Consider the following 21,213-nt stretch of genomic DNA (forward strand, 5'->3'; position numbering starts at 1 on the left):
AAGGCCCGCGATCTTGTGACCAGTCCACTACTTGAAGCCGTTGCGCTTGCCTGTGAGCGAGACCTGCGGATGCTGTTCGAACACCTCGAACTGCGTCTGGCGGGCGGCGATATGGTGCAGGTCAGTGGGCCCAACGGCAGCGGCAAGACCAGTTTGCTGCGCCTGCTGGCCGGGTTGATGCAGCCGACGGCAGGCCAGGTGCGCCTCAACGGCAAGCCGCTGCACGAACAACGCACGGAGCTGGCGCGCAACCTGGTGTGGATCGGCCACGCCGCCGGGATCAAGGATGTGCTGACGGCCGAAGAAAACCTCAGTTGGCTCAGCGCCCTGCATCATCCGGCCCCGCGCGCATCTATCTGGCAGGCCCTGGCCGCCGTGGGCCTCAAGGGCTTCGAAGACGTCCCCTGTCATACCCTGTCAGCTGGCCAACAACGCCGGGTGGCCCTGGCCCGCCTGTACCTGGAGGGCCCGCCGCTGTGGATCCTCGACGAACCCTTCACGGCCCTCGACAAACAGGGCGTAGCGCAACTCGAAGAACACCTGGCCCGGCATTGCGAGCAAGGCGGCATGGTGGTCCTCACCACCCACCACACCTTGACCCGTATGCCTGCCGGTTACCGCGACCTGGACTTGGGCCGGTGGTCGGTATGAGTGTGTTTGCCCTGTTGGTCGCCCGCGAAGCCCGCTTGCTGTGTCGCCGCCCGGCTGAGTTGGCCAACCCGCTGGTGTTCTTCGCGATTGTCATCGCGTTGTTCCCTTTGGCGGTCGGCCCCGAGACTAAACTGTTGCAAACCTTGTCTCCGGGACTGGTGTGGGTCGCGGCACTTTTGTCCGTCCTGCTCTCGCTGGACGGGCTGTTTCGCAGTGATTTCGAAGATGGTTCCCTTGAACAGTGGGTCCTTTCGTCGCACCCCCTGCCTCTTCTGGTACTGGCCAAGGTACTGGCACACTGGGCCTTCTCCGGCCTGGCGCTGGTCCTGCTCGCGCCGCTGCTGGCGATGATGTTGGGACTGCCTTCCGAATGCCTGCCCGTATTGCTGGCCTCGTTGTTGCTTGGCACCCCGGTGCTGAGCCTGCTGGGGGCGGTGGGTGCGGCACTGACCGTGGGCCTGAAACGTGGGGGGCTGTTGCTGGCCTTGCTGATTTTGCCTTTGTATATCCCGGTGTTGATCCTGGGCAGCGGCGCCTTGCAGGCCGCGCTCATGGGAATGCCGGCGACCGGTTACCTCTTGTGGCTTGGCAGCCTGACCGCCCTGGCGGTAACCCTGACACCCTTTGCTATAGCGGCCGGCCTGAAAATCAGCGTCGGCGAATAATGAGGTCTGACCCGGTGTTTTCACTGCGTCAGTAAAGACCCTAAGCTTCTTGCAACGACAAGAAGCAACCGTGATGGAAACAGCAATGAACTGGACCTGGTTTCACAAGCTCGGCTCGCCCAAGTGGTTCTATGGCATCAGCGGCAAAATGCTGCCCTGGCTCGCCGTCGCCGCCTTCCTACTGATCGGTATCGGCCTGGTCTGGGGCCTGGCCTTCGCTCCGCCCGACTACCAGCAGGGCAACAGCTTTCGCATCATTTATATCCACGTGCCCGCCGCGCTGCTGGCCCAGTCCTGCTACGTGATGCTCGCGGTGTGCGGCATTGTCGGGCTGGTGTGGAAGATGAAGCTGGCCGACGTCGCCCTGCAATGCGCGGCGCCCATCGGTGCGTGGATGACGGCGGTTGCACTGCTGACCGGGGCGATCTGGGGCAAGCCGACCTGGGGCTCGTGGTGGGTCTGGGATGCGCGACTAACGTCCATGTTGATCCTGCTGTTTCTGTACTTCGGGCTGATTGCCCTGGGCAACGCGATCAGCAATCGTGACAGCGCGGCCAAGGCCTGCGCGGTGCTGGCGATTGTCGGCGTGATCAATATCCCGATCATCAAGTATTCGGTGGAGTGGTGGAACACCCTGCATCAGGGCGCCACTTTCACCCTCACCGAAAAACCGGCGATGCCCGTGGAAATGTGGGCGCCGCTGCTGCTGATGGTCCTGGGCTTCTACTGCTTCTTCGGCGCGGTGCTGCTGATGCGCATGCGCCTCGAAGTGCTCAAGCGTGAGGCCCGTACCAGTTGGGTCAAGGTCGAAGTGCAAAACAGCCTGGGAGCCCGTGGATGAGTTTCGCCTCTTTCAGTGATTTTCTCGCCATGGGCCACCACGGCCTGTACGTCTGGACCGCCTATGGCATCAGCCTGGCCGTCCTGGCCCTCAACGTCGTTGCGCCGATCCTGGCCCGCAAGCGTTACCTGCAACAAGAGGCGCGTCGTCTGCGCCGGGAGACCGATAAGTGAATCCGCTGCGTAGAAAGCGTCTGTTGATCATCCTTGCCATCCTGGTGGGCGTCGGCATTGCCGTGGGCCTGGCCTTGAGCGCCTTGCAGCAGAACATCAACCTGTTCTATACCCCGACCCAGATCGCCAATGGCGAGGCGCCGCAAGACACGCGGATCCGCGCCGGTGGCATGGTCGAGGCCGGCTCCCTGAAGCGCTCCGGCGACTCCCTGGACGTGACCTTCGTGGTCACCGACTTCAACAAATCCGTGACCATCTCCTACCGCGGCATCCTCCCGGACCTGTTTCGCGAAGGGCAGGGCATCGTGGCCCTGGGCAAGATCAACGCCCAGGGCGTGGTGGTGGCCGATGAAGTGCTGGCCAAGCACGATGAAAAATACATGCCGCCGGAAGTGACCAAGGCCCTCAAAGACAGCGGCCAATCCGCGCCAACCCCAGCCAAGGAGGGTTAAGCGATGACCTCTACATTGTTTATTCCCGAGTTGGGCCAGTTGGCGATGATCCTCGCCCTGTGCTTTGCCATCGTCCAGGCCATCGTCCCGCTGCTGGGCGCCTGGCGCGGCGACCGGCTGTGGATGAGCCTGGCGCAACCCGCCGCCTGGGGCCAGTTCGCGTTCCTGGCGTTCGCCTTCGGTTGCCTGACCTATGCCTTCATGACCGACGATTTTTCCGTCGCCTATGTGGCCAGTAACTCCAACAGCGCCTTGCCCTGGTACTACAAGTTCAGCGCCGTGTGGGGTGCCCACGAAGGCTCCCTGCTGCTGTGGGCGCTGATTCTCGGCGGCTGGACCTTTGCCGTGTCGGTGTTCTCCCGGCAGTTGCCGCAAGTCATGCTGGCGCGGGTGTTGGCGGTGATGGGCATGATCAGCATCGGCTTTTTACTGTTCCTGATCATGACCTCCAACCCGTTCGAGCGGATCCTGCCGCAGATTCCCATGGACGGTCGCGACCTCAACCCGTTGCTGCAGGATATCGGCCTGATCGTCCACCCGCCGATGCTCTACATGGGCTATGTGGGCTTCTCCGTGGCCTTCGCCTTTGCCATCGCCGCCTTGCTCGGCGGCCGCCTCGACGCGGCCTGGGCGCGCTGGTCGCGGCCCTGGACCATCGTCGCCTGGGCCTTCCTCGGCATCGGCATCACCCTGGGCTCGTGGTGGGCCTATTACGAACTCGGCTGGGGCGGCTGGTGGTTCTGGGACCCGGTGGAAAACGCCTCCTTCATGCCCTGGCTGGTGGGCACGGCACTGATCCACTCCCTGGCCGTCACCGAAAAACGCGGCGTGTTCAAGAGCTGGACCGTGTTGCTGGCCATTGCCGCCTTCTCCCTGAGCCTGCTGGGCACGTTCCTCGTGCGTTCCGGCGTGCTGACCTCGGTGCACGCATTCGCTGCCGACCCTGAGCGCGGCGTGTTTATCCTTATCTTCCTGCTCTGCGTGGTGGGCGGCTCGCTGACTCTGTTCGCCCTGCGCGCACCGGTGGTCAAGAGCCACGTGGGCTTCAACCTGTGGTCGCGGGAAACCCTGCTGCTGGGCAACAACCTGGTGTTGATCGTTGCTGCCTCGATGATCCTGCTGGGTACCCTGTACCCGCTGGTACTCGATGCCCTGACCGGCGCCAAGCTGTCGGTCGGCCCGCCGTACTTCAACGCATTGTTCATCCCGCTGATGGGCCTGTTGATGGTGGTGATGGCCATTGGCGTGCTGGTGCGCTGGAAAGACACCCCGGTCAAATGGCTGCTGGGCATGCTGATCCCAGTGCTGCTGGGCAGTGCCGCCTTGTCGGTAATTGCCGGGATTGCCTACGGCGACTTCAACTGGGCAGTGCTCGCCACCTTCATGCTCGCGGCCTGGGTGTTGCTGGCCGGCGTGCGCGATATCTTCGACAAGACCCGGCACAAGGGCCTGATCAAGGGCCTGCCAACCCTGACCCGCAGTTACTGGGGCATGCAGATCGCGCACATCGGCATCGCCGTGTGCGCCCTGGGCGTGGTGTTGTCCAGCCAGAACAGCGCCGAGCGCGACCTGCGCCTGGCCCCTGGCGAGTCCATGGACCTGGCCGGTTATCAATTTGTATTTGAAGGCGCCAAGCACTTCGAAGGGCCGAACTTCACCTCCGACAAAGGCACCGTGCGTGTGCTGCGCAACGGCAAGCAGGTTTCCGTGCTGCACCCGGAAAAACGCCTGTACACCGTACAAAGCTCGATGATGACCGAAGCCGGGATCGACGCCGGGTTCACCCGTGACCTGTATGTGGCCCTGGGCGAGCCCCTGGGCGAGGGCGCCTGGGCCGTGCGGGTCCACGTCAAGCCGTTTGTGCGCTGGATCTGGTTCGGCGGCCTGCTGACCGGTTTTGGCGGGTTGCTGGCAGCGATGGACCGGCGTTACCGGGTCAAGGTCAAGAGCCGGGTGCGTGAAGCCCTCGGCATGCAGGGAGCAGCGGTATGAAGCGTTGGTTGATGGTATTGCCGCTGGCGCTGTTTCTGCTGGTCGCGGTGTTTTTGTATCGTGGCCTGTACCTGGACCCGGCCGAGCTGCCGTCGGCGATGATCGGCAAGCCGTTCCCGGCGTTCTCGCTGCCCACGGTGCAGGGCGATAAAACCCTGACCCAGGCAGACCTGATCGGCAAGCCGGCCCTGGTCAACGTGTGGGCCACCTGGTGCATCTCGTGCCGCGTAGAGCATCCGGTGCTCAACAAGCTGGCCGAGAACGGCGTGGTGATCTACGGCATCAACTACAAGGACGACAATGCGGCGGCCCTGAAGTGGCTCGCGGAGTTCCACAACCCGTACCAGTTGGACGTGCGTGATGAAGACGGCAACCTGGGCCTGAACCTCGGCGTCTACGGTGCCCCGGAAACCTTCTTTATCGACGCCAAGGGTGTGATCCGCGACAAGTTTGTCGGAGTGATCGACGAAGTGGTCTGGCGCGAACAACTGGCGGCCAAGTACCAGGCCCTGGTGGATGAGGCCAAGCCATGAAGCGCTGGTTGACCGCCGCAGTACTGGCCCTGGGCCTGGTGGGCGTGGCCCATGCCGCCATCGACACCTATGAATTTGCCCGCGATGGCGACCGCGAGCGTTTTCGCGAGCTGACCAAGGAGCTGCGCTGCCCCAAGTGCCAGAACCAGGACATCGCCGATTCCAACGCGCCGATTGCCGCCGACCTGCGCAAGGAAATCTTCCGCATGTTGGGCGAGGGCAAGGACAACCAGCAGATCATCGACTTCATGGTCGATCGCTACGGTGATTTTGTCCGCTACAAGCCGGCGCTGACCGGCAAGACCGCCTTGCTCTGGTTTGGCCCCGCCGTCCTGTTGCTGGGCGGCCTGGTGGTCATGGCCGTGATCGTCCGCCGTCGCCGTGCGGCGCCTACCGATGGTTCTGATGCGCTATCTGCCCAAGAGCGCCAACGCCTCGACCAACTGCTGGACAAAAAAACTGATGATTGATTTCTGGCTCGCAGCTGGCCTGCTGCTCCTGGTTGCCTTGAGTTTCCTGCTGATCCCGGTGTTGCGCGTACGTCGCGCCCAGCGTGAAGAAGACCGCACCGCGCTGAATGTCGCGCTGTATCAGGAACGTGTCGCCGAACTGCAAACCCAACAAAGCGAAGGCGTGCTCAACGCCGCGCAGCTCGATACCGGCCGCGCCGAAGCCGCCCGTGAATTGCTGGCCGATACCGAAGGCGTGGAAAAGCCCCGCGAATCGCGCCTGGGCAAGCCGCTGCCGTTGCTGGCCGCGGTGCTGGTGCCGGTGTTGGGCCTGGGGCTGTACCTGCATTACGGGGCCATCGACAAGGTTGAACTGACCCGCGAATTCGCCCAGCCGCCGGTGTCCCTTGCCGACATGACCCAGCGCCTGGAACGGGCGGCGGCAGCGCAACCGGATTCGGCCGAGGGCCTGTACTTCCTGGGGCGCGCCTACATGGCCCAGGATCGTTCGGCGGATGCGGCCAAGGTCTTCGAGCGCGCCGTGGCCCTGGCTGGCCGCCAGCCGGAATTGCTCGGGCAGTGGGCCCAGGCGCAGTACTTTGCCAACAACAAACAATGGTCGCCGCAGCTTCAGGCCTTGACCGACGAAGCGCTGAAGCTCGATCCGAAAGAAGTCACCAGCCTCGGCCTGCTGGGCATCGCCGCCTTTGAAGGGCAGCGTTACCAGGAAGCCATCGACTACTGGAATCGTCTGTTGGCCTTGTTGCCGGAGAAAGACAACTCCCGCGCAGCACTGCAAGGCGGCATCGACCGTGCGGCCGAGAAGTTGAAAGAGGGCGGCGCTGCCGTCGCGCCAACGGCCAAGACCGCCGTGATGAAAGTGCGCGTGGACCTGGCGGCCGACGTCAAAGCCCGCGCCCTGCCGACTGACAGCGTATTCATCTTCGCCCGCGCCGTTTCAGGCCCGCCGGCGCCACTGGCCGCCAAGCGCGTGACCGTGGCCGACCTGCCGGTGACCGTCGAACTGGGCGATGCCGATGCGATGATGCCGCAGTTGAAACTGTCCAACTTTCCCGAAGTCCAACTGGTTGCGCGCATCTCACGGGCCGGTCAACCGACTGCCGGCGAGTGGATCGGCCGCAGTCAACCCCTGGCCAGCAGCACCACCGCGACCCAGCAGTTGACCATCGACAGTCCGGATAAATAATTTCGAGGAAATCCCCATGACCGCCATCGCTCGTATCACCCTGCTCAGCCTGGTCTTGGGCTTGAGCGCTTGCGCGGTCCATCGGCCACCTCCTGCCCCTACGGGCCCGACCATTCCACCGTCGGGCCCCTCGACCCAGCCGGTAACCAAACCTTCCGGCCCGGTCACCGCCCCCGCCAAGCCCTTGCCGAGCAAGTCCCCGACCTTCGCCCCACCCCCCGGCGCTGCCAGCCACTGGGACGGCAAGATGCAGGTGTACGTGCTGGACGAACAACCGGACACCTTCTATCGCCAGCGCACCTATTACCGCTGGAGCAACGGCTGGAGCCGCTCCATCAGCCCGAATGGGCCCTGGGAAGAGACGAATGTGCAGGGTGTACCGCCTGGGTTGAGCAAGCAGTACGCAAAATGATCTAAGGCGACCTTCAAACGGTCGCCTTTTTTTATGACTTGAAATCAAATCCAAATGTGGGAGCTGGCTTGTCGGGTCGCCGCATAGGTATCTACACAACTCGCTTTTTTTGGTTATTGGGTATGTGTACATATCCGTTGCTGCGGTTACGGCGGCTATTGGTTCCGCCCTTACGGCGGGTCACTTTCGAAGAGCGCGAAAGTAACCAAAGCGCTTTTGCCCCACCACTCGGTGCCTCGCCTAGGCTCGGCATGCCCGCAGTCAGGCATTGCTCCGTGGGCCCGCCGCGATCGGCCATCCCTGGCCGTGTCGCGGCTACCCCGGCATCCATGCCGGGGTGCCCACTGCGCAATACCTGCCTGCGGCCAGCGTGGTTTGACGGGGCGCCTAAGATCAAAAGCCAGATCAAAAGCAGTGCAACAGCAGAGCAACAGCAAAGCCAGAGCGCGAAGCTGCATTCCCCTGTAGGAGCTGGCTTGCCTGCGATGGCGGTGTATCAGCCAATACATTTATCGACTGATACACCGCCATCGCAGGCAAGCCAGCTCCCACAGGAGTCCGCGCACGCCTCGATGATCAGGTCGGCTGTCAGGCCGCCTCGCTTTGCTTGTGATTTTGATCTTAGGCACATCGAGGCTAGGCGAGGTGCCGAGTGGTGGGGCAAGAGCCCTTTGGTTACTTTGGGCTGGGCTGGGCTGGGCTGGCACTCCGGCTCTTTTCCAAAGTGACCCGCCGTCAGGGCGGAACCCTAAGTGGCCGTAACCGCAGCAATGGATATGTACACAGACCGAGAAGAGAGTTGTGTAGATACCTATGGCCATCGCAAGCAAGCCAGCCCCCACAGGGATTTACTTGGCCGTCAGGCCGCCGGGCATTCCCGGTGCAACGCTGCCTCGACTAACAACTGCGCCATCTCGATCAATTGCACCACCGCCATCACCTGCTTACGGCTCGAGCCTTCAAGATGCTCGGTGCAGTCGTACGCACTGACCGCCGCCGACTCGAGCATTTCACAGGCGTTGCTCAACGCCTCTTCGGTGTTGAGACCGGCTGCGAATGCAGTGCGTATTGCTTGAACGCACGTTGTGCCGCTTCGTGGAGTTTGCTGTCGTTCAGGGAGTAGGCCGGGCTAGGCGTGACTTTTTCATACGGTTGCTCCTGGAGTTAAAGGAGCCGCCACAATCACTTCCACATGGATGGGTGGCGACTGTACGCCGGTGTGGAAGACCGGACTCCAGGACCCCGGCGCACCCGAAGGTGCCCCGCGCACAGCCGCCATATAGCTGCGTGAAAAAGGGCGACGACCGAGGAATGGAGACCCGGCAGGGCTGGGCCCTCCTGCGTACAGCTCGCCCAACATGATGTGTGCCTGTTAAATGATGAACCGTAGGGAATGATCCTCATATGCATGGGAATTGTCCTTCGGCTGTTCCAACCTTTCATAAAACCTTCATCAAACCGCCCCCCTGCCGTCATGTGCAAGTCATAGCCCTGACACCTCCCGCGCCTACTGTCGTTTGAACTCAAACACAGCCCCGCAAGGCTGTTCAAACCAGACAGAGAAGCCCATGAATCCCGCTATCCATGTCGATCGCCTGAACAAGACCTTTGCGAAGAAAACCGCGTTGGTCGACCTCGAACTCACCATCGCCAGCGGCGAGATGGTCGCCCTGATCGGTGCGTCCGGCTCCGGCAAGTCCACGTTGTTGCGCCACCTCGCGGGGCTGGCCTGTTGCGACAAGGGCAACGGCGGCAGCGTCAAGGTGCTGGGCCGGGAGGTGCAGGCCAGTGGGCGGTTGAATGGCAAGGTGCGGCGGTTGCGCGCGGATATTGGCTACATCTTCCAGCAGTTCAACCTGGTCAATCGCCTGAGTGTGATCGACAACGTGCTGCTCGGTTGCCTGGGCCGGGTCCCGCGCTGGCGCGGCAACCTTGGGTTGTTCAATACCGAGGAAAAGCAGTTTGCCATGGAATCCCTGGCACGCGTCGGCCTGGCGGACCTGGCCCAGCAGCGCGCCTCGACCCTGTCCGGTGGCCAGCAACAACGGGTGGCGATTGCCCGGGCGTTGACCCAGCGTGCCGAAGTGATCCTCGCCGACGAACCCATCGCCTCCCTGGATCCGGAGTCGGCGCGCAAGGTCATGGAGATCCTCGCCGATATCAACCGCCGCGACGGCAAGACCGTGGTGGTGACCCTGCATCAAGTCGATTACGCCATGCGTTATTGCCCGCGCGCCGTGGCGCTCAAGGGCGGGCGCATTCATTTCGATGGGCAGGGCCGCGAGATGAGCAGCCAGTTTCTCAACGACCTGTACGGTGCCGACGTCGACACCAGCCTGATGTTTTGCGAACCGCCGCGCCGTTCCGAACTGCCCCAGCGCCTGGCCCTGGCCCGCGCTTGAACCCCCACTCACGATCCCTAGGAGTCGCCTGCATGTTGAACCGTATCGGTCATGTTTTCCTGTCTGCCGTGTTGTTGGCCAGCGTCGCCATGGGCAATGCCCAGGCCGCCGACAAGGCCATCAACTTCGGCATCATGTCCACCGAGTCTTCGCAGAACCTCAAGAGCATCTGGCAGCCGTTTCTCGATGACATGCACAAGAAGACCGGCCTGACCATCAACGCCACCTTCGCCTCCGATTACGCCGGCCTGATCCAGGGCATGCGCTTTAACAAGGTCGATGTGGCCTGGCTCGGCAACAAGGCAGCGATGGAGGCGGTGGACCGCTCCAACGGCGAGATCTTCGCCCAGACCGCCGCTGCCAACGGCGCCGCCGGCTACTGGAGCCTGCTGATCGTACGCAAGGACAGCCCGCTCAACTCCGTCGAAGATATGCTCAAGAACGCCAAGAACCTGACCTTCGGCAATGGCGACCCGAACTCCACCTCGGGCTACCTGGTGCCGGGCTACTACGTGTTCGCCAAGAACAATGTGGATGCCGCCACCGCCTTCAAGCGCACGCTCAATTCCAGCCATGAAGTCAACGCACTGAGCGTGGCCAAGGGGCAGTTGGACGTGGCCACCTTCAACACCGAAAGCTGGGACCGCCTGGAAGTGACCCAGCCGGACAAGGCCGCCCAACTCAAGGTGATCTGGAAGTCGCCGCTGATCCCCGCCGACCCGCTGGTGTGGAGCAAGGCCCTGACTGACAGCGAGAAGAGCAAGATCCGCGATTTCATCTTCAGCTACGGCGACACCGATGAAGAGAAGGCGGTGCTCAAGAACATGCAGTTGGGCAAGTTCCTCGCGTCCACTGACGACCAGTTGCTGCCGATCCGCCAGCTGGAACTGTTCAAGCAACGCACCACCATCAGTGCCGACAGCAAGCTGGCCGAGGCAGATAAGGCCAAGAAGCTGGCGCAGATCGACGCCGACCTGGCCACGCTGCAACAGCGCCTGAGCGAGCTGGACAAGAAACCCGCCGCCAACGGCTAACCCCCTGTGGGACCGGAGCCTATGTGTGAACGGGCTTGTGTGGGAGCGGGCTTGCTCGCGAAAGCGGTGAGTCAGTCGCTGGATGTGCTGAATGACACACCGCTTTCGCGAGCAAGCCCGCTCCCACCTACACACACACATAGGCCCGGCTCCAACCATTATCGAGAGTGATCCATGACGACCTTGCACGCTGAAGCCGTGGGTAAAAGAACCTGGCCGCAATACCTCGGCTGGGGCCTGTTCCTGGTGCTGCTGGCCTGGGCCTGGAAAGGCGCAGAAATGAACCCGCTGGCGCTGTACCGCGACTCGGGAAACATGGCGACCTTCGCCGCCGACTTCTTCCCGCCGGACTTCCACGAATGGCGCTCCTACCTCAAGGAAATGATCGTCACCGTGCAAATCGCCCTCTGGGGCACGGTGCTGGCGATTGTCTGCTCGGTGCCCCTGGGCATCCTCTGCGCCGACAACATCACGCCCTGGTGGATTCACCAACCCCTGCGCCGGGTGATGGATGCCTTCCGTTCGATCAACGAAATGGTGTTTGCCATGTTGTTCGTGGTGGCGGTCGGGCTTGGTCCGTTTGCCGGTGTGTTGGCCCTATGGATCAGCACCACCGGGGTGCTCGCCAAGCTGTTTGCCGAAGCCGTCGAGGCCATCGACCCAGGCCCGGTGGAAGGGGTGCGCGCCACCGGTGCCAGCGCCTTGCAAGAGGTGATCTACGGCGTGATCCCGCAAGTCATGCCGCTGTGGGTGAGCTACGCGCTGTACCGCTTCGAGGCCAATGTGCGCTCGGCGACGGTGGTGGGCATGGTCGGCGCGGGCGGCATCGGCGTGATCTTGTGGGAGAACATCCGCGCCTTCCAGTTCGTGCAGACCTGCGCGGTGCTGCTGGTGATCATCGTGGTGGTGAGCCTGATCGACGTGCTGTCCCAGCGCCTGCGCAAGCGGTTTATCTGACCTTGGAGGGGTGCCTGCGGGCGCTTTTTTTAAAGCATGCAGTTGTCTAGACAAGATGAGCCGGTGTACCGCGAACTCGCCGATATCCTGCGCCGCGAACTCAGCGGCTACCAGGCCGGGGAGTTCCTGCCGGGCGAGGTGCAGTTGGCCGAACGCTTTGGCGTCAACCGCCACACCCTGCGCCGCGCCATTGATGAACTGGTGTTCGAAGGCAGCCTGCTGCGCCAGCAGGGCAAAGGCACCCAGGTGCTGGACCGGCCGCTGATCTACCCGATGGGCGCCGACACCGCCTACAGCCAATCGCTGTCGGCCCAGGGCCATGGCGTGCAGGCGCTGCTGCTCAAGCGCCGCTACTGCTACGCCAGCCGCGAAGAAGCGCAGCACCTGGGCATCGCCGAAATGGCGCCGATGATCGAGCTGCAAACCCTGCGCAAGCTCGACCAGCAGCCCGTCAGCCTGATTCGTCATCGTTACTGCGCCAGCCACGCGCCGTTGCTGGCGGATTACAACGGCGGCTCCCTGCGCCAGTACCTGCGCGAGCGCGACCTGCCGCTGACCCGCACCCTAAGCCTGATCGGTGCGCGCTTGCCCAACCGCGACGAAGCCGCGCTGCTGATGATGCCCCGGCACTTGCCGGCCTTGACCGTATTCACCCTTTCCCGCGATCGCGATGGCCGCCCGGTGGAGCTGGCGCAGTCCACCAGCCGTTCGGATCGCTTCCAGTACCAGGTGGTGACTTGATGGAGACCCCGATGAATCTGTCCCCGCGTCAGCATTGGATTGGCGTACTTGCCCGCGCCCAGCTCAATGAACTGCAACCCCACGAAGCGGCATTGAAGGACGCCGAGTACCAACTGATCCGCGCCCCGGAAATCGGCATGACCCTGGTGCGTGGGCGCATGGGCGGCAATGGCGCGCCGTTCAACGTCGGCGAAATGACGGTGACACGCTGTGTGGTGCGCCTGGCCGATGGCCGCACCGGCTACAGCTACCTGGCGGGGCGCGACAAGGTTCACGCCGAACTGGCGGCCCTGGCCGATGCCCATCTGCAAAACGCGCAGCCGAGCCCATGGCTCACGGATTTGATCAGCGCCCTGGACCTGGCCCAGGCCCAGCGTCGCGCGCAAAAAGAGGCCGACACCGCGGCGACCAAGGTCGAGTTCTTCACCCTGGTGCGAGGAGAAAACTGATGCACGCTCAATTATTGCAACCGGCGTTTGTCGACCCGGTACTGGACGCCCAGCGCAGTTTTCGCGCGGCGCTCAAGGCCTTGGCCGAGCCGGGTTTGCTCCAGCACTTGCCGGCAGCCCCGCACCTCGATGGCCTGGCGCCCGCCACCTATGCCTTGTGCCTGGCGCTGCTGGATGTCGACACGCCGCTGTGGCTGGCACCTGGCTTCGACACGCCGCTGATCCGCGCCAACCTGGCCTTCCACTGCGGCTGCCCGTTGGTCGCGCGTCGGGAGGAGGCCGCGTTTGCCTTGCTCGGCGAACCGGACCTGCTCGACCTGAGCGGCTTCGACCACGGCAATGATCGCTACCCCGACCAGTCCTGCACCTTGCTGGTCCAGCTTACCGACCTGGACGCCGGGCGCACCTTGCTCTGGCGCGGCCCGGGCATCCAGGCCCAGCGCCGGGTGCAGGTGCCGGTGCCGCCGGTGTTCTGGCTGGAGCGCCAGCGCCGTGAAGCCTTCCCCCGTGGCCTGGACGTGTTGTTCAGCGCCGGCCATCACCTGCTCGGCCTGCCGCGTAGTAGCCGCATCACACAGGAGCACGCCTGATGTACGTAGCCGTCAAGGGTGGCGAACAGGCCATCGACAATGCCCACCGCCTGCTGGCGAAAAAACGCCGGGGCGACCCGGCCGTGCCGGAGCTGCGCGTCGAGCAGATCCGCGAGCAACTGCCCCTGGCCGTGGCGCGGGTGATGAGTGAAGGCTCGCTGTACGACGAAGAACTGGCCGCGCTGGCAATCAAGCAGGCGGCGGGGGACCTGGTAGAAGCGATCTTCCTGCTGCGCGCCTACCGCACCACGTTGCCGCGTTTCAGCCCGAGCCTGCCGATCGACACCGCGCAGATGTCGTTGAGCCGGCGGTTGTCGGCCACCTTCAAGGATGTGCCCGGCGGCCAGTTGCTCGGCCCGACCTTCGACTACACCCATCGCCTGCTGGATTTCGCACTGCTGGCCGAGGGTGAGTATCCAGGCCCGCAGACCACGGCGGATGCGCAACTCGAACCGTGTCCACGGGTGCTGGGGTTGCTGGCCAAGGAAGGCCTGATCAAGCACGAGGCCGACGACCACGCCCGCGTCGCTGACATCACCCGCGACCCGCTGGAGTTCCCCGCCAGCCGTGCCGAACGCCTGCAAGCCCTGGCCCGTGGCGATGAAGGGTTTTTGTTGGCGCTGGGCTATTCGACCCAGCGTGGCTACGGGCGCAATCACCCGTTTGCCGGGGAGATTCGTATCGGTGACGTAGAGGTCTGGATCGATCCCGAAGAGCTGGGCTTTGCCATTTGCCTGGGCAGCATCGAAGTCACCGAGTGCGAGATGGTCAACCAGTTCGTCGGCTCAGCCACCGAGTTGGCGCAGTTCACCCGGGGCTATGGCCTGGCGTTCGGGCATGCCGAGCGCAAGGCCATGGGCATGGCCCTGGTGGACCGCTCGCTGCGTGCCGAGGAGTACAGCGAAGAGATCGTCTCGCCGGCCCAGCGCGAAGAGTTCGTGCTGGCCCATTGCGACAACGTCGAGGCCGCCGGTTTTGTCTCGCACCTAAAACTGCCGCACTACGTGGACTTCCAGGCCGAACTGGAACTGATCCGCAAACTGCGCCAACCGGCCGAGGGCACCCGCCATGAATGACGCCGCCTACAACTTCGCCTACCTCGACGAACAGACCAAACGCATGATCCGCCGCGCCTTGCTCAAGGCTGTGGCGATTCCCGGTTACCAAGTGCCGTTCGGTGGCCGCGAGATGCCGCTGCCCTATGGCTGGGGCACCGGCGGCATGCAATTGACGGCGGCGATCCTCGGCGCCGACGACGTGCTCAAGGTCATCGATCAGGGCGCCGACGACACCACCAACGCCGTGTCCATCCGGCGCTTTTTTGCGCGCACTGCCGGCATCGCCACCACCGAAGCCACCCCCGACGCCACGGTGATCCAGACCCGCCACCGCATCCCGGAAACCCCGCTGCAGGCCGGGCAGATCATGGTCTACCAGGTGCCGATCCCCGAGCCGCTGCGCTTTATCGAGCCTTCGGAAACCGAGACCCGCACCATGCACGCCCTCAACGATTACGGGGTGATGCACGTAAAACTCTATGAAGACATCGCCACCTTCGGCCACATCGCCACCGCCTATGCCTACCCGGTGATGGTCGACGAGCGCTATGTGATGGACCCCTCGCCGATCCCCAAATTCGACAACCCGAAACTCGACATGAGCCCGGCGCTGATGCTGTTCGGTGCCGGCCGCGAAAAGCGCCTGTACGCGGTGCCGCCGTACACCCAGGTCAGCAGCCTGGACTTCGAGGACCACCCCTTTGAGGTGCAGAAATGGGAACACCACTGCGCCATCTGTGGCAGCCATGAATCGTTCCTCGACGAGCTGATTCTCGATGACGCCGGGACCCAGAGTTTTGTGTGTTCCGACACCTGGTACTGCGCCCAACGGGTCAAGGAGAACAACCAGTGAGCCAGCCGTTATTGCAAGTGCGCGACCTGTCCCTGCTGTATGGCCCGCAGAAGGGCTGCCAGGAGGTGAGTTTTGATCTGTACCCCGGCGAAGTGCTGGGGATTGTCGGCGAGTCCGGTTCGGGTAAATCCACCTTGCTCTCGCTGTTGAGCGGGCGCTTGCCGCCCCAGGCCGGCAGCGTCGGCTATCGCAGCAAGGACGGCGAATGGCTGGACCTCTACAGCGCCAGCGAAGCCGAACGCCGCACTTTGCTGCGCACCGAATGGGGCTTCGTTGAGCAGAACCCTCGCGACGGCCTGCGCATGGGCGTGTCGGCCGGCGCCAACATTGGCGAGCGCCTGATGGCCCAGGGCGTGCGTAATTACCAGCAACTGCGCGGTGCCGGCCTGGATTGGCTGGGCCAGGTAGAGATCGACCCGCAGCGCATCGACGACCTGCCGCGCACTTTCTCTGGCGGCATGCAGCAGCGCCTGCAAATCGCGCGCAACCTCGTTTCCAGCCCGCGCCTGGTGTTTATGGACGAGCCCACCGGTGGCCTCGATGTGTCGGTGCAGGCGCGCCTGCTCGACCTGCTGCGCGGCCTGGTGCGCGAGCTGGACCTGGCGGTGGTGATCGTCACCCACGACCTGGCGGTGGCGCGCCTGCTGGCCGATCGCCTGATCGTGATGCGTCGCTCGCGGGTGGTGGAAACCGGGCTTACGGACCAGATCCTCGACGATCCACAGCACCCTTACTCTCAACTGCTGGTGTCCTCGGTATTGCAGCCATGACAAATGCCTTGATCGAGGTCCGCGACCTCTCGAAAACCTTCACCTTGCACCAGCAGAACGGCGTGGTGCTCAACGTACTGCGCGGGGTGGCGTTCAGCGTGCAGGGCGGTGAATGCCTGGTGCTGCACGGCCAGTCCGGTGCCGGTAAAAGCACCTTGCTGCGCACCTTGTATGGCAACTACCTGCCGGCCGGAGGCAGCATCCGCGTGCGCCATGCCGGGCAATGGCTGGAACTGGTGGGCGCCGCACCCCGGGACATTCTCCAGCTACGCCAGCAGACCCTGGGCTATGTCAGCCAGTTTTTGCGGGTGATCCCCCGGGTTGCCTGCCTGGATGTGGTGATGGAGCCCGCGCTGGCCCGTGGCTGGACGAAGGCTGACGCCCAGGCCCGTGCCGAGCATTTGCTGGCGCGCCTGAATATCCCCCGGCGCCTCTGGCAACTGGCGCCGGGCACGTTCTCCGGGGGCGAGCAGCAGCGGGTCAATATCGCGCGTGGGTTCATGGTGGCTTGGCCGGTGATGTTGCTGGACGAACCGACAGCCTCCCTGGATGAGCGCAACCGCCAGGTTGTCCTGGAACTTATCAACGAAGCCAAGGCCGGCGGTGCCGCACTGATCGGCATCTTCCATGACCGTGCCGCCCGTGAGGCGGTGGCCGACCGCCATTTGGACATGACGCCCGCTGTGATCACCGATGAGGACTACGCCGATGCCCGCTGAACAGATCCTCAGTAATGCCCAGTTGGTTACCGCTGATCGTGTATTTCTCGGCAGCCTGGTGCTGCGTGATGGGGTGATCGTCGACCTCGCCGAAGGCCGCAGCCAGTTGCCCCAGGCCCAGGACCTGGGCGGTGATTTCCTGCTGCCGGGGCTGGTGGAGTTGCACACCGACAACCTGGAAAAACACATGACCCCGCGGCCCGGCGTGGACTGGCCGTCGACCTCGGCGGTGCTCAGCCATGACGCGCAGATCATCGCGGCCGGTATCACCACGGTGTTTGATGCGGTGTCCATCGGCGACGTGAACCCCAAGGGCAATCGCATGCAGAAACTGCCGGCGATGCTCAATGCCATTGCCTCGGCGCAAGAGGCCGGCCTGACCCGCGCCGAACACCGCCTGCACTTGCGTTGCGAGTTGTGCCACCCGGACACCTTGAGCGTGTTCCGCGATCTGGTGGAAAACCCGCTGGTGCAATTGGTGTCGGTGATGGACCACTCGCCGGGCCAGCGCCAGTTTGTGCTGCAGTCCAAGTACCGCGAGTACTACATGGGCAAGTACCACCTGGACGAGGCAACCATGGATGCGTTCGTGGTGCTGCAAATGGCCAACTCCAAGACCTACAGCGACCGCTACCGCTCAGCCATCGTCGAGCATTGCCTGGCGCGTGGCTTGTCGGTGGCCAGCCATGACGACGCGACCCTGGCCCATGTCGAGGAGTCGGCGCGCTACGGCATGAACATCGCCGAGTTCCCCACCACCCTGGAAGCGGCGCGCGGATGCCGGCAATTGGGCATGAAAGTGCTGATGGGCGCGCCGAACGTGGTGCGTGGCGGGTCCCACTCGGGTAATGTGGCCGCCGCCGGCCTGGCCGCGGAAGGATTGCTGGATATACTTTCCAGTGACTACTACCCGGCCAGCCTGTTGCCAGCGGCCTTTGCCCTGGCGGCCCAGGACAATGACTGCGATCTGCCCCAGGCGATCCAAATGATCAGCCTGGCCCCTGCGCACGCGGCGGGCCTCAGGGATCGCGGGGAAATTGCCCTGGGCCTGCGTGCGGACCTGGTGCAAGCCAGGGCCCAGGGCGGGCTGCCGGTAGTCCAACAAGTCTGGCGACAAGCCAAGAGGGTGTTTTGATGGCGGGCAGGTTGATCTATCTCATCGGGCCATCGGGTTCGGGCAAGGACAGCCTGTTGGATGCCGCGCGCGGGCCATTGGCCGAGCGCGGTTGCCGCATTGTGCGACGGGTCATCACCCGTTCGGCCGAAGCGGTGGGCGAGGCCGCCCAGGGTGTGAGCCCCGAGCAATTCGCCGCGCTGCAGACCGAGGGCGGCTTTGCCCTCAGTTGGCATGCCAATGGCTTGTCTTATGGTATTCCACGGCAGATCGACGACTGGCTGGCGGCCGGCGACGATGTGCTGGTCAATGGCTCCCGTGGCCATCTGGCGCAAACCCGCGCGCGTTATCCGACGTTGTTGGTGGTCTTGCTGACCGTGGACCAGGCGGTATTGCGCCAACGCTTGCTGGCGCGGGGGCGCGAGTCGGTGGCAGAAATCGACGCGCGCCTGGCACGCAATGCGCAGTTTCGCGACAGCCTGCAGGCCGCGCCCGGGGTATTGCTGCTGGATAACTCCGGGCCGTTGGCGCACACCGTCGCCCGGTTGCTCGAGTGTCTGGACGAGGGGCACTCGGCATGCGCCTGACCCTGCTGGGCACCGGCGATGCCCGCCAAGTCCCGGTGTATGGCTGCGAATGCGCGGCCTGCGTCCTGGCGCGCAGCGATGAGCGCTTGCGCCGCCGCGAGTGCAGCGCGCTGATCGAATGCGGCGACCAGCGCTGGTTGATCGACAGCGGCCTGACGGACCTGACCGAGCGTTTCCCGCCCCGCAGTTTCAACGGCATTTTGCAGACCCACTACCACGCCGATCATGCCCAAGGCCTGCTGCATCTGCGCTGGGGCCAGGGCCTGATCATCCCGGTGCATGGCCCGGCAGACCCCGAGGGCCTGTCGGACCTCTACAAACACCCCGGCATCCTCGATTTCAGCCAGCCCTTTGCCGAGTTCGAGACCCGGCAATTTGGCGAGCTGGCGGTCACCGCGTTGCCCCTGCAACATTCCAAGCCGACCTTCGGCTACCTGCTGCAAGGGCAGGGACGGCGCCTGGCGTATCTGACCGACACCACGGGCCTGCCCCCGGCGACCGTCGACTGGCTGCGGCGCGAGCCCCTGGACGTGCTGGTCATCGACTGCTCGATGCCACCGCAACCCCAGGCGCCGCGCAATCACAATGACCTGACATTGGCCCTGCAATGCATCGACGCGTGCGGCGCCGAGCTTGGCGTGCTGACCCACGTCGGGCACACCCTGGATGCCTGGCTGTTGCAGCATCGCAGTGAACTGCCGCCGCATGTGACGGTGGGCTGGGATGGGCGGGTGCTCTAGCTCAAGGGGGACCTTGGGGTTACGCTGAAAATGGCGAGCGGATATTTCTCGGGATGGAAAACATGCCCCGTAGGGCATTCGGCTTTTGCTGGCATTTTTTTATCGCCGTCAGCCACTTGAACGGGTTTTTTCGAGGTCGATTCACGGGGCCGGAGTGTAAGAGTCCATGTGTTTTGTGAGCAAATCCCACAGCAGGCCAAAACGTTTCAATCAGACTTAAAACCCAGGTGGCAAGGCAGGTTTCCTGCATGAAAGATTAGCCGCAGATGACGGTGGTCCAGGCAGTTTTCACTGATGTTGGGCGCTGTTACTCCAGCCACTAATCGTTTCGGAGATCGCCATGTGTCAGATAGGCCACGCAGGTACTCACCCAGCTCACCATCCAGCAGAAACGGACCCGCCGTCCAAGGCGCAGTTTTACGGCCGTGGAAAACGCTCCTTGAACACCGATCAGGTCGCAAGGCACCTGACGCGCAGTGGTATGCGCTTTTACGATCGAGACCGGGACGGCAAGACCCAGGTTTCTTTCAATCTTCGCGGGTTCACCGAACCACAGAAAGGCTGTGCCCGCCGGGCCATGGAGGCTTGGCAGGACGTGGCCGATATCAGCTTTCATGAAAATGCGCGCAAGGCAGATGGATCGATTCAAGTCACTGGTTCCAATCGCATGGAAAGTGGCGTGGCATGGGGTCCTGATCGGCATAACTCCGGCGCGCGCGCCATGATCGGGACACGCCGGGCGGCACATGCACCTCAGGAAGGGAGTTATTTCAACACCACCATGGTGCATGAGATCGGCCATTGCCTGGGGCTGGCCCACCCCGGGGAGTACAACGGCGGGGGGACGTACGAAAGGGATGCGACGTTCGCGCAGGACACCCGGGCCGGCACGGTCATGAGTTACTGGGCCGAGACCAAGCACGCCGGTCATGATTTCCGGGGGCTGATGCCCTCGGCACCGATGATGCATGACATCGCGGCGATTCAGAAAATGTATGGGGCCAACCACAAAACCCGTAGTACAGACACAACCTACGGCTTCAACTCCAATACCGGGCGTGACGTCCTGAGCCTCAAGAATGCACGCGAGGCGGCGCTGTTTTGTGTGTGGGACGGGGGCGGTAACGACACCCTGGATTTTTCCGGGTATGGGCAGAACCAGAAGATCGACCTCAATGCAGAATCATTTTCGGACGTCGGCGGCCTGCGCGGTAACGTCTCCATCGCCAAGGGCGTGACCCTGGAAAATGCCGTCGGCGGTTCTGGCAATGATGTGCTGACGGGCAATGATGCGGACAATCGCCTCAAGGGCGGCGCCGGGGCAGACAGGCTGCGCGGGGGGGAGGGCGCTGACACTTTCGTTTACGACAAGGCCAGTGACTCCACGCCGCGCAACCCTGATCGGATCGCGGATTTTACCAGTGGTACCGACAAGATCGATGTGTCCGGGGCCCTGAGAGAAGCCGGTATCAAGGGCCTCACGTTCTCCAGTCAATTCACCGGGCAGCCCGGCAATGCGGTGCTCAGCTACCAGGAGAGTACCGGGCGTGGCAGCCTGGCGATTGATATGAACGGCAATGGCAAACCTGATCTGCTGGTGATCACCACCGGCAAAATCGCACAGGCCGATATCGTGACGGGAGGGCAGGCGCCCACTCCGTCGCCGCGACCTACGCCTACGCCGGCCCCCGTACCGGAGCCAGGAACCAGCGCTTCGCTCCTTGCGACGGTAGCGAGTTTTCTCCAGCAAACCCTCACCCTGTTCCAGTCGCTCTTGCGCATGCTGGAGAAGAGCCACCGGTGAACCCCAGGCCGGGGCCCGAG

General features: G+C 63.5%; 25 protein-coding genes. 24 read left to right on the forward strand and 1 reads right to left on the reverse strand.

What is annotated here, in order from left to right; translation table 11 throughout:
- Positions 1-15 precede the first annotated feature (15 nt).
- The 10 genes from ccmA to HBO19_RS04690 all read left to right on the forward strand — a co-directional run bounded on the left by ccmA (position 16) and on the right by HBO19_RS04690 (position 7,375).
- Positions 16-651: a cytochrome c biogenesis heme-transporting ATPase CcmA gene (gene ccmA / locus HBO19_RS04645; RefSeq protein ID WP_170056963.1), complete on the forward strand. Its 636-nt coding sequence runs from the start codon at positions 16-18 to the stop codon at positions 649-651.
- Complete coding sequence (ccmB, locus tag HBO19_RS04650; RefSeq protein ID WP_029292588.1) at positions 648-1,316, forward strand: heme exporter protein CcmB; 669 nt, start codon at positions 648-650, stop codon at positions 1,314-1,316. Before ccmA ends, ccmB begins: the two co-directional genes overlap by 4 nt.
- A gap of 85 nt (positions 1,317-1,401) precedes the next feature.
- Positions 1,402-2,157 carry a heme ABC transporter permease gene (locus HBO19_RS04655; protein ID WP_057438825.1) on the forward strand — a complete coding sequence of 252 codons (756 nt, stop codon included), beginning with the start codon at positions 1,402-1,404 and terminating at the stop codon, positions 2,155-2,157.
- The gene (gene ccmD / locus HBO19_RS04660) at positions 2,154-2,330 is read left to right on the forward strand and encodes a heme exporter protein CcmD (protein ID WP_029292593.1); all 177 of its coding nucleotides are present in this window, start codon (positions 2,154-2,156) and stop codon (positions 2,328-2,330) included. The genes HBO19_RS04655 and ccmD overlap by 4 nt, the downstream gene beginning before the upstream one ends.
- A complete protein-coding gene (gene ccmE / locus HBO19_RS04665; protein ID WP_169955959.1) occupies positions 2,327-2,782 on the forward strand; it encodes a cytochrome c maturation protein CcmE in 456 nt (151 codons plus the stop codon). The genes ccmD and ccmE overlap by 4 nt, the downstream gene beginning before the upstream one ends.
- A gap of 3 nt (positions 2,783-2,785) precedes the next feature.
- On the forward strand, positions 2,786-4,774 hold the full coding sequence (locus tag HBO19_RS04670) for a heme lyase CcmF/NrfE family subunit (RefSeq protein WP_169955961.1): 1,989 nt from the start codon (positions 2,786-2,788) through the stop codon (positions 4,772-4,774).
- A complete protein-coding gene (locus tag HBO19_RS04675; protein ID WP_169955962.1) occupies positions 4,771-5,307 on the forward strand; it encodes a DsbE family thiol:disulfide interchange protein in 537 nt (178 codons plus the stop codon). Before HBO19_RS04670 ends, HBO19_RS04675 begins: the two co-directional genes overlap by 4 nt.
- A complete protein-coding gene (locus HBO19_RS04680) occupies positions 5,304-5,777 on the forward strand; it encodes a cytochrome c-type biogenesis protein (RefSeq protein ID WP_170056964.1) in 474 nt (157 codons plus the stop codon). The genes HBO19_RS04675 and HBO19_RS04680 overlap by 4 nt, the downstream gene beginning before the upstream one ends.
- Entirely contained in the window at positions 5,770-6,963 is a 1,194-nt protein-coding gene (ccmI, locus tag HBO19_RS04685; protein ID WP_170042624.1) for a c-type cytochrome biogenesis protein CcmI, read from the forward strand. Before HBO19_RS04680 ends, ccmI begins: the two co-directional genes overlap by 8 nt.
- A 16-nt stretch (positions 6,964-6,979) precedes the next feature.
- Positions 6,980-7,375, forward strand: coding sequence for a hypothetical protein (locus HBO19_RS04690; protein WP_115127676.1), 396 nt, complete (start codon positions 6,980-6,982; stop codon positions 7,373-7,375).
- Positions 7,376-8,234: 859 nt separating this feature from the next.
- Here HBO19_RS04690 and HBO19_RS04695 read toward each other — a convergent pair.
- Positions 8,235-8,402 carry a hypothetical protein gene (locus HBO19_RS04695; RefSeq protein ID WP_170042572.1) on the reverse strand — a complete coding sequence of 56 codons (168 nt, stop codon included), beginning with the start codon at positions 8,400-8,402 and terminating at the stop codon, positions 8,235-8,237.
- Between the two features lie 541 nt (positions 8,403-8,943).
- Between HBO19_RS04695 and phnC the strand changes: the two genes are divergently transcribed.
- The 14 genes from phnC to HBO19_RS04765 all read left to right on the forward strand — a co-directional run bounded on the left by phnC (position 8,944) and on the right by HBO19_RS04765 (position 21,193).
- Positions 8,944-9,777 (forward strand): phosphonate ABC transporter ATP-binding protein, encoded by an 834-nt coding sequence (phnC, locus tag HBO19_RS04700; RefSeq protein WP_170056965.1) that lies wholly within the window; start codon positions 8,944-8,946, stop codon positions 9,775-9,777.
- A 32-nt stretch (positions 9,778-9,809) separates the two neighbouring features.
- Complete coding sequence (gene phnD, locus HBO19_RS04705; protein ID WP_169956413.1) at positions 9,810-10,811, forward strand: phosphonate ABC transporter substrate-binding protein; 1,002 nt, start codon at positions 9,810-9,812, stop codon at positions 10,809-10,811.
- A gap of 174 nt (positions 10,812-10,985) precedes the next feature.
- On the forward strand, positions 10,986-11,768 hold the full coding sequence (phnE, locus tag HBO19_RS04710) for a phosphonate ABC transporter, permease protein PhnE (protein WP_032859104.1): 783 nt from the start codon (positions 10,986-10,988) through the stop codon (positions 11,766-11,768).
- A gap of 36 nt (positions 11,769-11,804) precedes the next feature.
- Positions 11,805-12,509: a phosphonate metabolism transcriptional regulator PhnF gene (gene phnF / locus HBO19_RS04715; protein WP_170056966.1), complete on the forward strand. Its 705-nt coding sequence runs from the start codon at positions 11,805-11,807 to the stop codon at positions 12,507-12,509.
- Between the two features lie 11 nt (positions 12,510-12,520).
- The gene (gene phnG / locus HBO19_RS04720) at positions 12,521-12,958 is read left to right on the forward strand and encodes a phosphonate C-P lyase system protein PhnG (RefSeq protein ID WP_170056967.1); all 438 of its coding nucleotides are present in this window, start codon (positions 12,521-12,523) and stop codon (positions 12,956-12,958) included.
- A complete protein-coding gene (gene phnH, locus HBO19_RS04725) occupies positions 12,958-13,548 on the forward strand; it encodes a phosphonate C-P lyase system protein PhnH (RefSeq protein WP_170056968.1) in 591 nt (196 codons plus the stop codon). Before phnG ends, phnH begins: the two co-directional genes overlap by 1 nt.
- On the forward strand, positions 13,548-14,624 hold the full coding sequence (locus tag HBO19_RS04730; protein ID WP_170056969.1) for a carbon-phosphorus lyase complex subunit PhnI: 1,077 nt from the start codon (positions 13,548-13,550) through the stop codon (positions 14,622-14,624). The genes phnH and HBO19_RS04730 overlap by 1 nt, the downstream gene beginning before the upstream one ends.
- Complete coding sequence (locus HBO19_RS04735; RefSeq protein WP_169956425.1) at positions 14,617-15,459, forward strand: alpha-D-ribose 1-methylphosphonate 5-phosphate C-P-lyase PhnJ; 843 nt, start codon at positions 14,617-14,619, stop codon at positions 15,457-15,459. Before HBO19_RS04730 ends, HBO19_RS04735 begins: the two co-directional genes overlap by 8 nt.
- Positions 15,420-16,229, forward strand: coding sequence for a phosphonate C-P lyase system protein PhnK (phnK, locus tag HBO19_RS04740; RefSeq protein WP_169956506.1), 810 nt, complete (start codon positions 15,420-15,422; stop codon positions 16,227-16,229). The genes HBO19_RS04735 and phnK overlap by 40 nt, the downstream gene beginning before the upstream one ends.
- Positions 16,226-16,948 (forward strand): phosphonate C-P lyase system protein PhnL, encoded by a 723-nt coding sequence (gene phnL, locus HBO19_RS04745; protein WP_170042629.1) that lies wholly within the window; start codon positions 16,226-16,228, stop codon positions 16,946-16,948. Before phnK ends, phnL begins: the two co-directional genes overlap by 4 nt.
- Positions 16,938-18,083 (forward strand): alpha-D-ribose 1-methylphosphonate 5-triphosphate diphosphatase, encoded by a 1,146-nt coding sequence (locus HBO19_RS04750; protein ID WP_170056970.1) that lies wholly within the window; start codon positions 16,938-16,940, stop codon positions 18,081-18,083. Before phnL ends, HBO19_RS04750 begins: the two co-directional genes overlap by 11 nt.
- Positions 18,083-18,649 carry a phosphonate metabolism protein/1,5-bisphosphokinase (PRPP-forming) PhnN gene (gene phnN, locus HBO19_RS04755; RefSeq protein WP_169956431.1) on the forward strand — a complete coding sequence of 189 codons (567 nt, stop codon included), beginning with the start codon at positions 18,083-18,085 and terminating at the stop codon, positions 18,647-18,649. Before HBO19_RS04750 ends, phnN begins: the two co-directional genes overlap by 1 nt.
- The gene (gene phnP / locus HBO19_RS04760) at positions 18,640-19,389 is read left to right on the forward strand and encodes a phosphonate metabolism protein PhnP (protein WP_170056971.1); all 750 of its coding nucleotides are present in this window, start codon (positions 18,640-18,642) and stop codon (positions 19,387-19,389) included. Before phnN ends, phnP begins: the two co-directional genes overlap by 10 nt.
- Positions 19,390-19,828: 439 nt before the next feature.
- On the forward strand, positions 19,829-21,193 hold the full coding sequence (locus HBO19_RS04765; protein WP_170056972.1) for a M10 family metallopeptidase C-terminal domain-containing protein: 1,365 nt from the start codon (positions 19,829-19,831) through the stop codon (positions 21,191-21,193).
- Positions 21,194-21,213: the final 20 nt, after the last annotated feature.

Origin of the sequence: Pseudomonas sp. WS 5021, assembly GCF_012985535.1 — a bacterium.
Classification (GTDB): Bacteria; Pseudomonadota; Gammaproteobacteria; order Pseudomonadales; family Pseudomonadaceae; genus Aquipseudomonas.

Excerpts from the sequence above, each read along its gene's own strand:
- ccmB (WP_029292588.1), top strand. The coding sequence starts at position 648 with ATGAGTGTGTTTGCCCTGTTGGTCGCCCGCGAAGCCCGCTTGCTGTGT.
- HBO19_RS04655 (WP_057438825.1), top strand. The coding sequence starts at position 1,402 with ATGAACTGGACCTGGTTTCACAAGCTCGGCTCGCCCAAGTGGTTCTAT.
- ccmD (WP_029292593.1), top strand. The coding sequence starts at position 2,154 with ATGAGTTTCGCCTCTTTCAGTGATTTTCTCGCCATGGGCCACCACGGC.
- HBO19_RS04670 (WP_169955961.1), top strand. The coding sequence starts at position 2,786 with ATGACCTCTACATTGTTTATTCCCGAGTTGGGCCAGTTGGCGATGATC.
- HBO19_RS04675 (WP_169955962.1), top strand. The coding sequence starts at position 4,771 with ATGAAGCGTTGGTTGATGGTATTGCCGCTGGCGCTGTTTCTGCTGGTC.
- HBO19_RS04680 (WP_170056964.1), top strand. The coding sequence starts at position 5,304 with ATGAAGCGCTGGTTGACCGCCGCAGTACTGGCCCTGGGCCTGGTGGGC.
- ccmI (WP_170042624.1), top strand. The coding sequence starts at position 5,770 with ATGATTGATTTCTGGCTCGCAGCTGGCCTGCTGCTCCTGGTTGCCTTG.
- HBO19_RS04690 (WP_115127676.1), top strand. The coding sequence starts at position 6,980 with ATGACCGCCATCGCTCGTATCACCCTGCTCAGCCTGGTCTTGGGCTTG.
- phnC (WP_170056965.1), top strand. The coding sequence starts at position 8,944 with ATGAATCCCGCTATCCATGTCGATCGCCTGAACAAGACCTTTGCGAAG.
- phnD (WP_169956413.1), top strand. The coding sequence starts at position 9,810 with ATGTTGAACCGTATCGGTCATGTTTTCCTGTCTGCCGTGTTGTTGGCC.
- phnE (WP_032859104.1), top strand. The coding sequence starts at position 10,986 with ATGACGACCTTGCACGCTGAAGCCGTGGGTAAAAGAACCTGGCCGCAA.
- phnF (WP_170056966.1), top strand. The coding sequence starts at position 11,805 with ATGCAGTTGTCTAGACAAGATGAGCCGGTGTACCGCGAACTCGCCGAT.
- phnG (WP_170056967.1), top strand. The coding sequence starts at position 12,521 with ATGAATCTGTCCCCGCGTCAGCATTGGATTGGCGTACTTGCCCGCGCC.
- phnH (WP_170056968.1), top strand. The coding sequence starts at position 12,958 with ATGCACGCTCAATTATTGCAACCGGCGTTTGTCGACCCGGTACTGGAC.
- HBO19_RS04730 (WP_170056969.1), top strand. The coding sequence starts at position 13,548 with ATGTACGTAGCCGTCAAGGGTGGCGAACAGGCCATCGACAATGCCCAC.
- HBO19_RS04735 (WP_169956425.1), top strand. The coding sequence starts at position 14,617 with ATGAATGACGCCGCCTACAACTTCGCCTACCTCGACGAACAGACCAAA.
- phnL (WP_170042629.1), top strand. The coding sequence starts at position 16,226 with ATGACAAATGCCTTGATCGAGGTCCGCGACCTCTCGAAAACCTTCACC.
- HBO19_RS04750 (WP_170056970.1), top strand. The coding sequence starts at position 16,938 with ATGCCCGCTGAACAGATCCTCAGTAATGCCCAGTTGGTTACCGCTGAT.
- phnN (WP_169956431.1), top strand. The coding sequence starts at position 18,083 with ATGGCGGGCAGGTTGATCTATCTCATCGGGCCATCGGGTTCGGGCAAG.
- phnP (WP_170056971.1), top strand. The coding sequence starts at position 18,640 with ATGCGCCTGACCCTGCTGGGCACCGGCGATGCCCGCCAAGTCCCGGTG.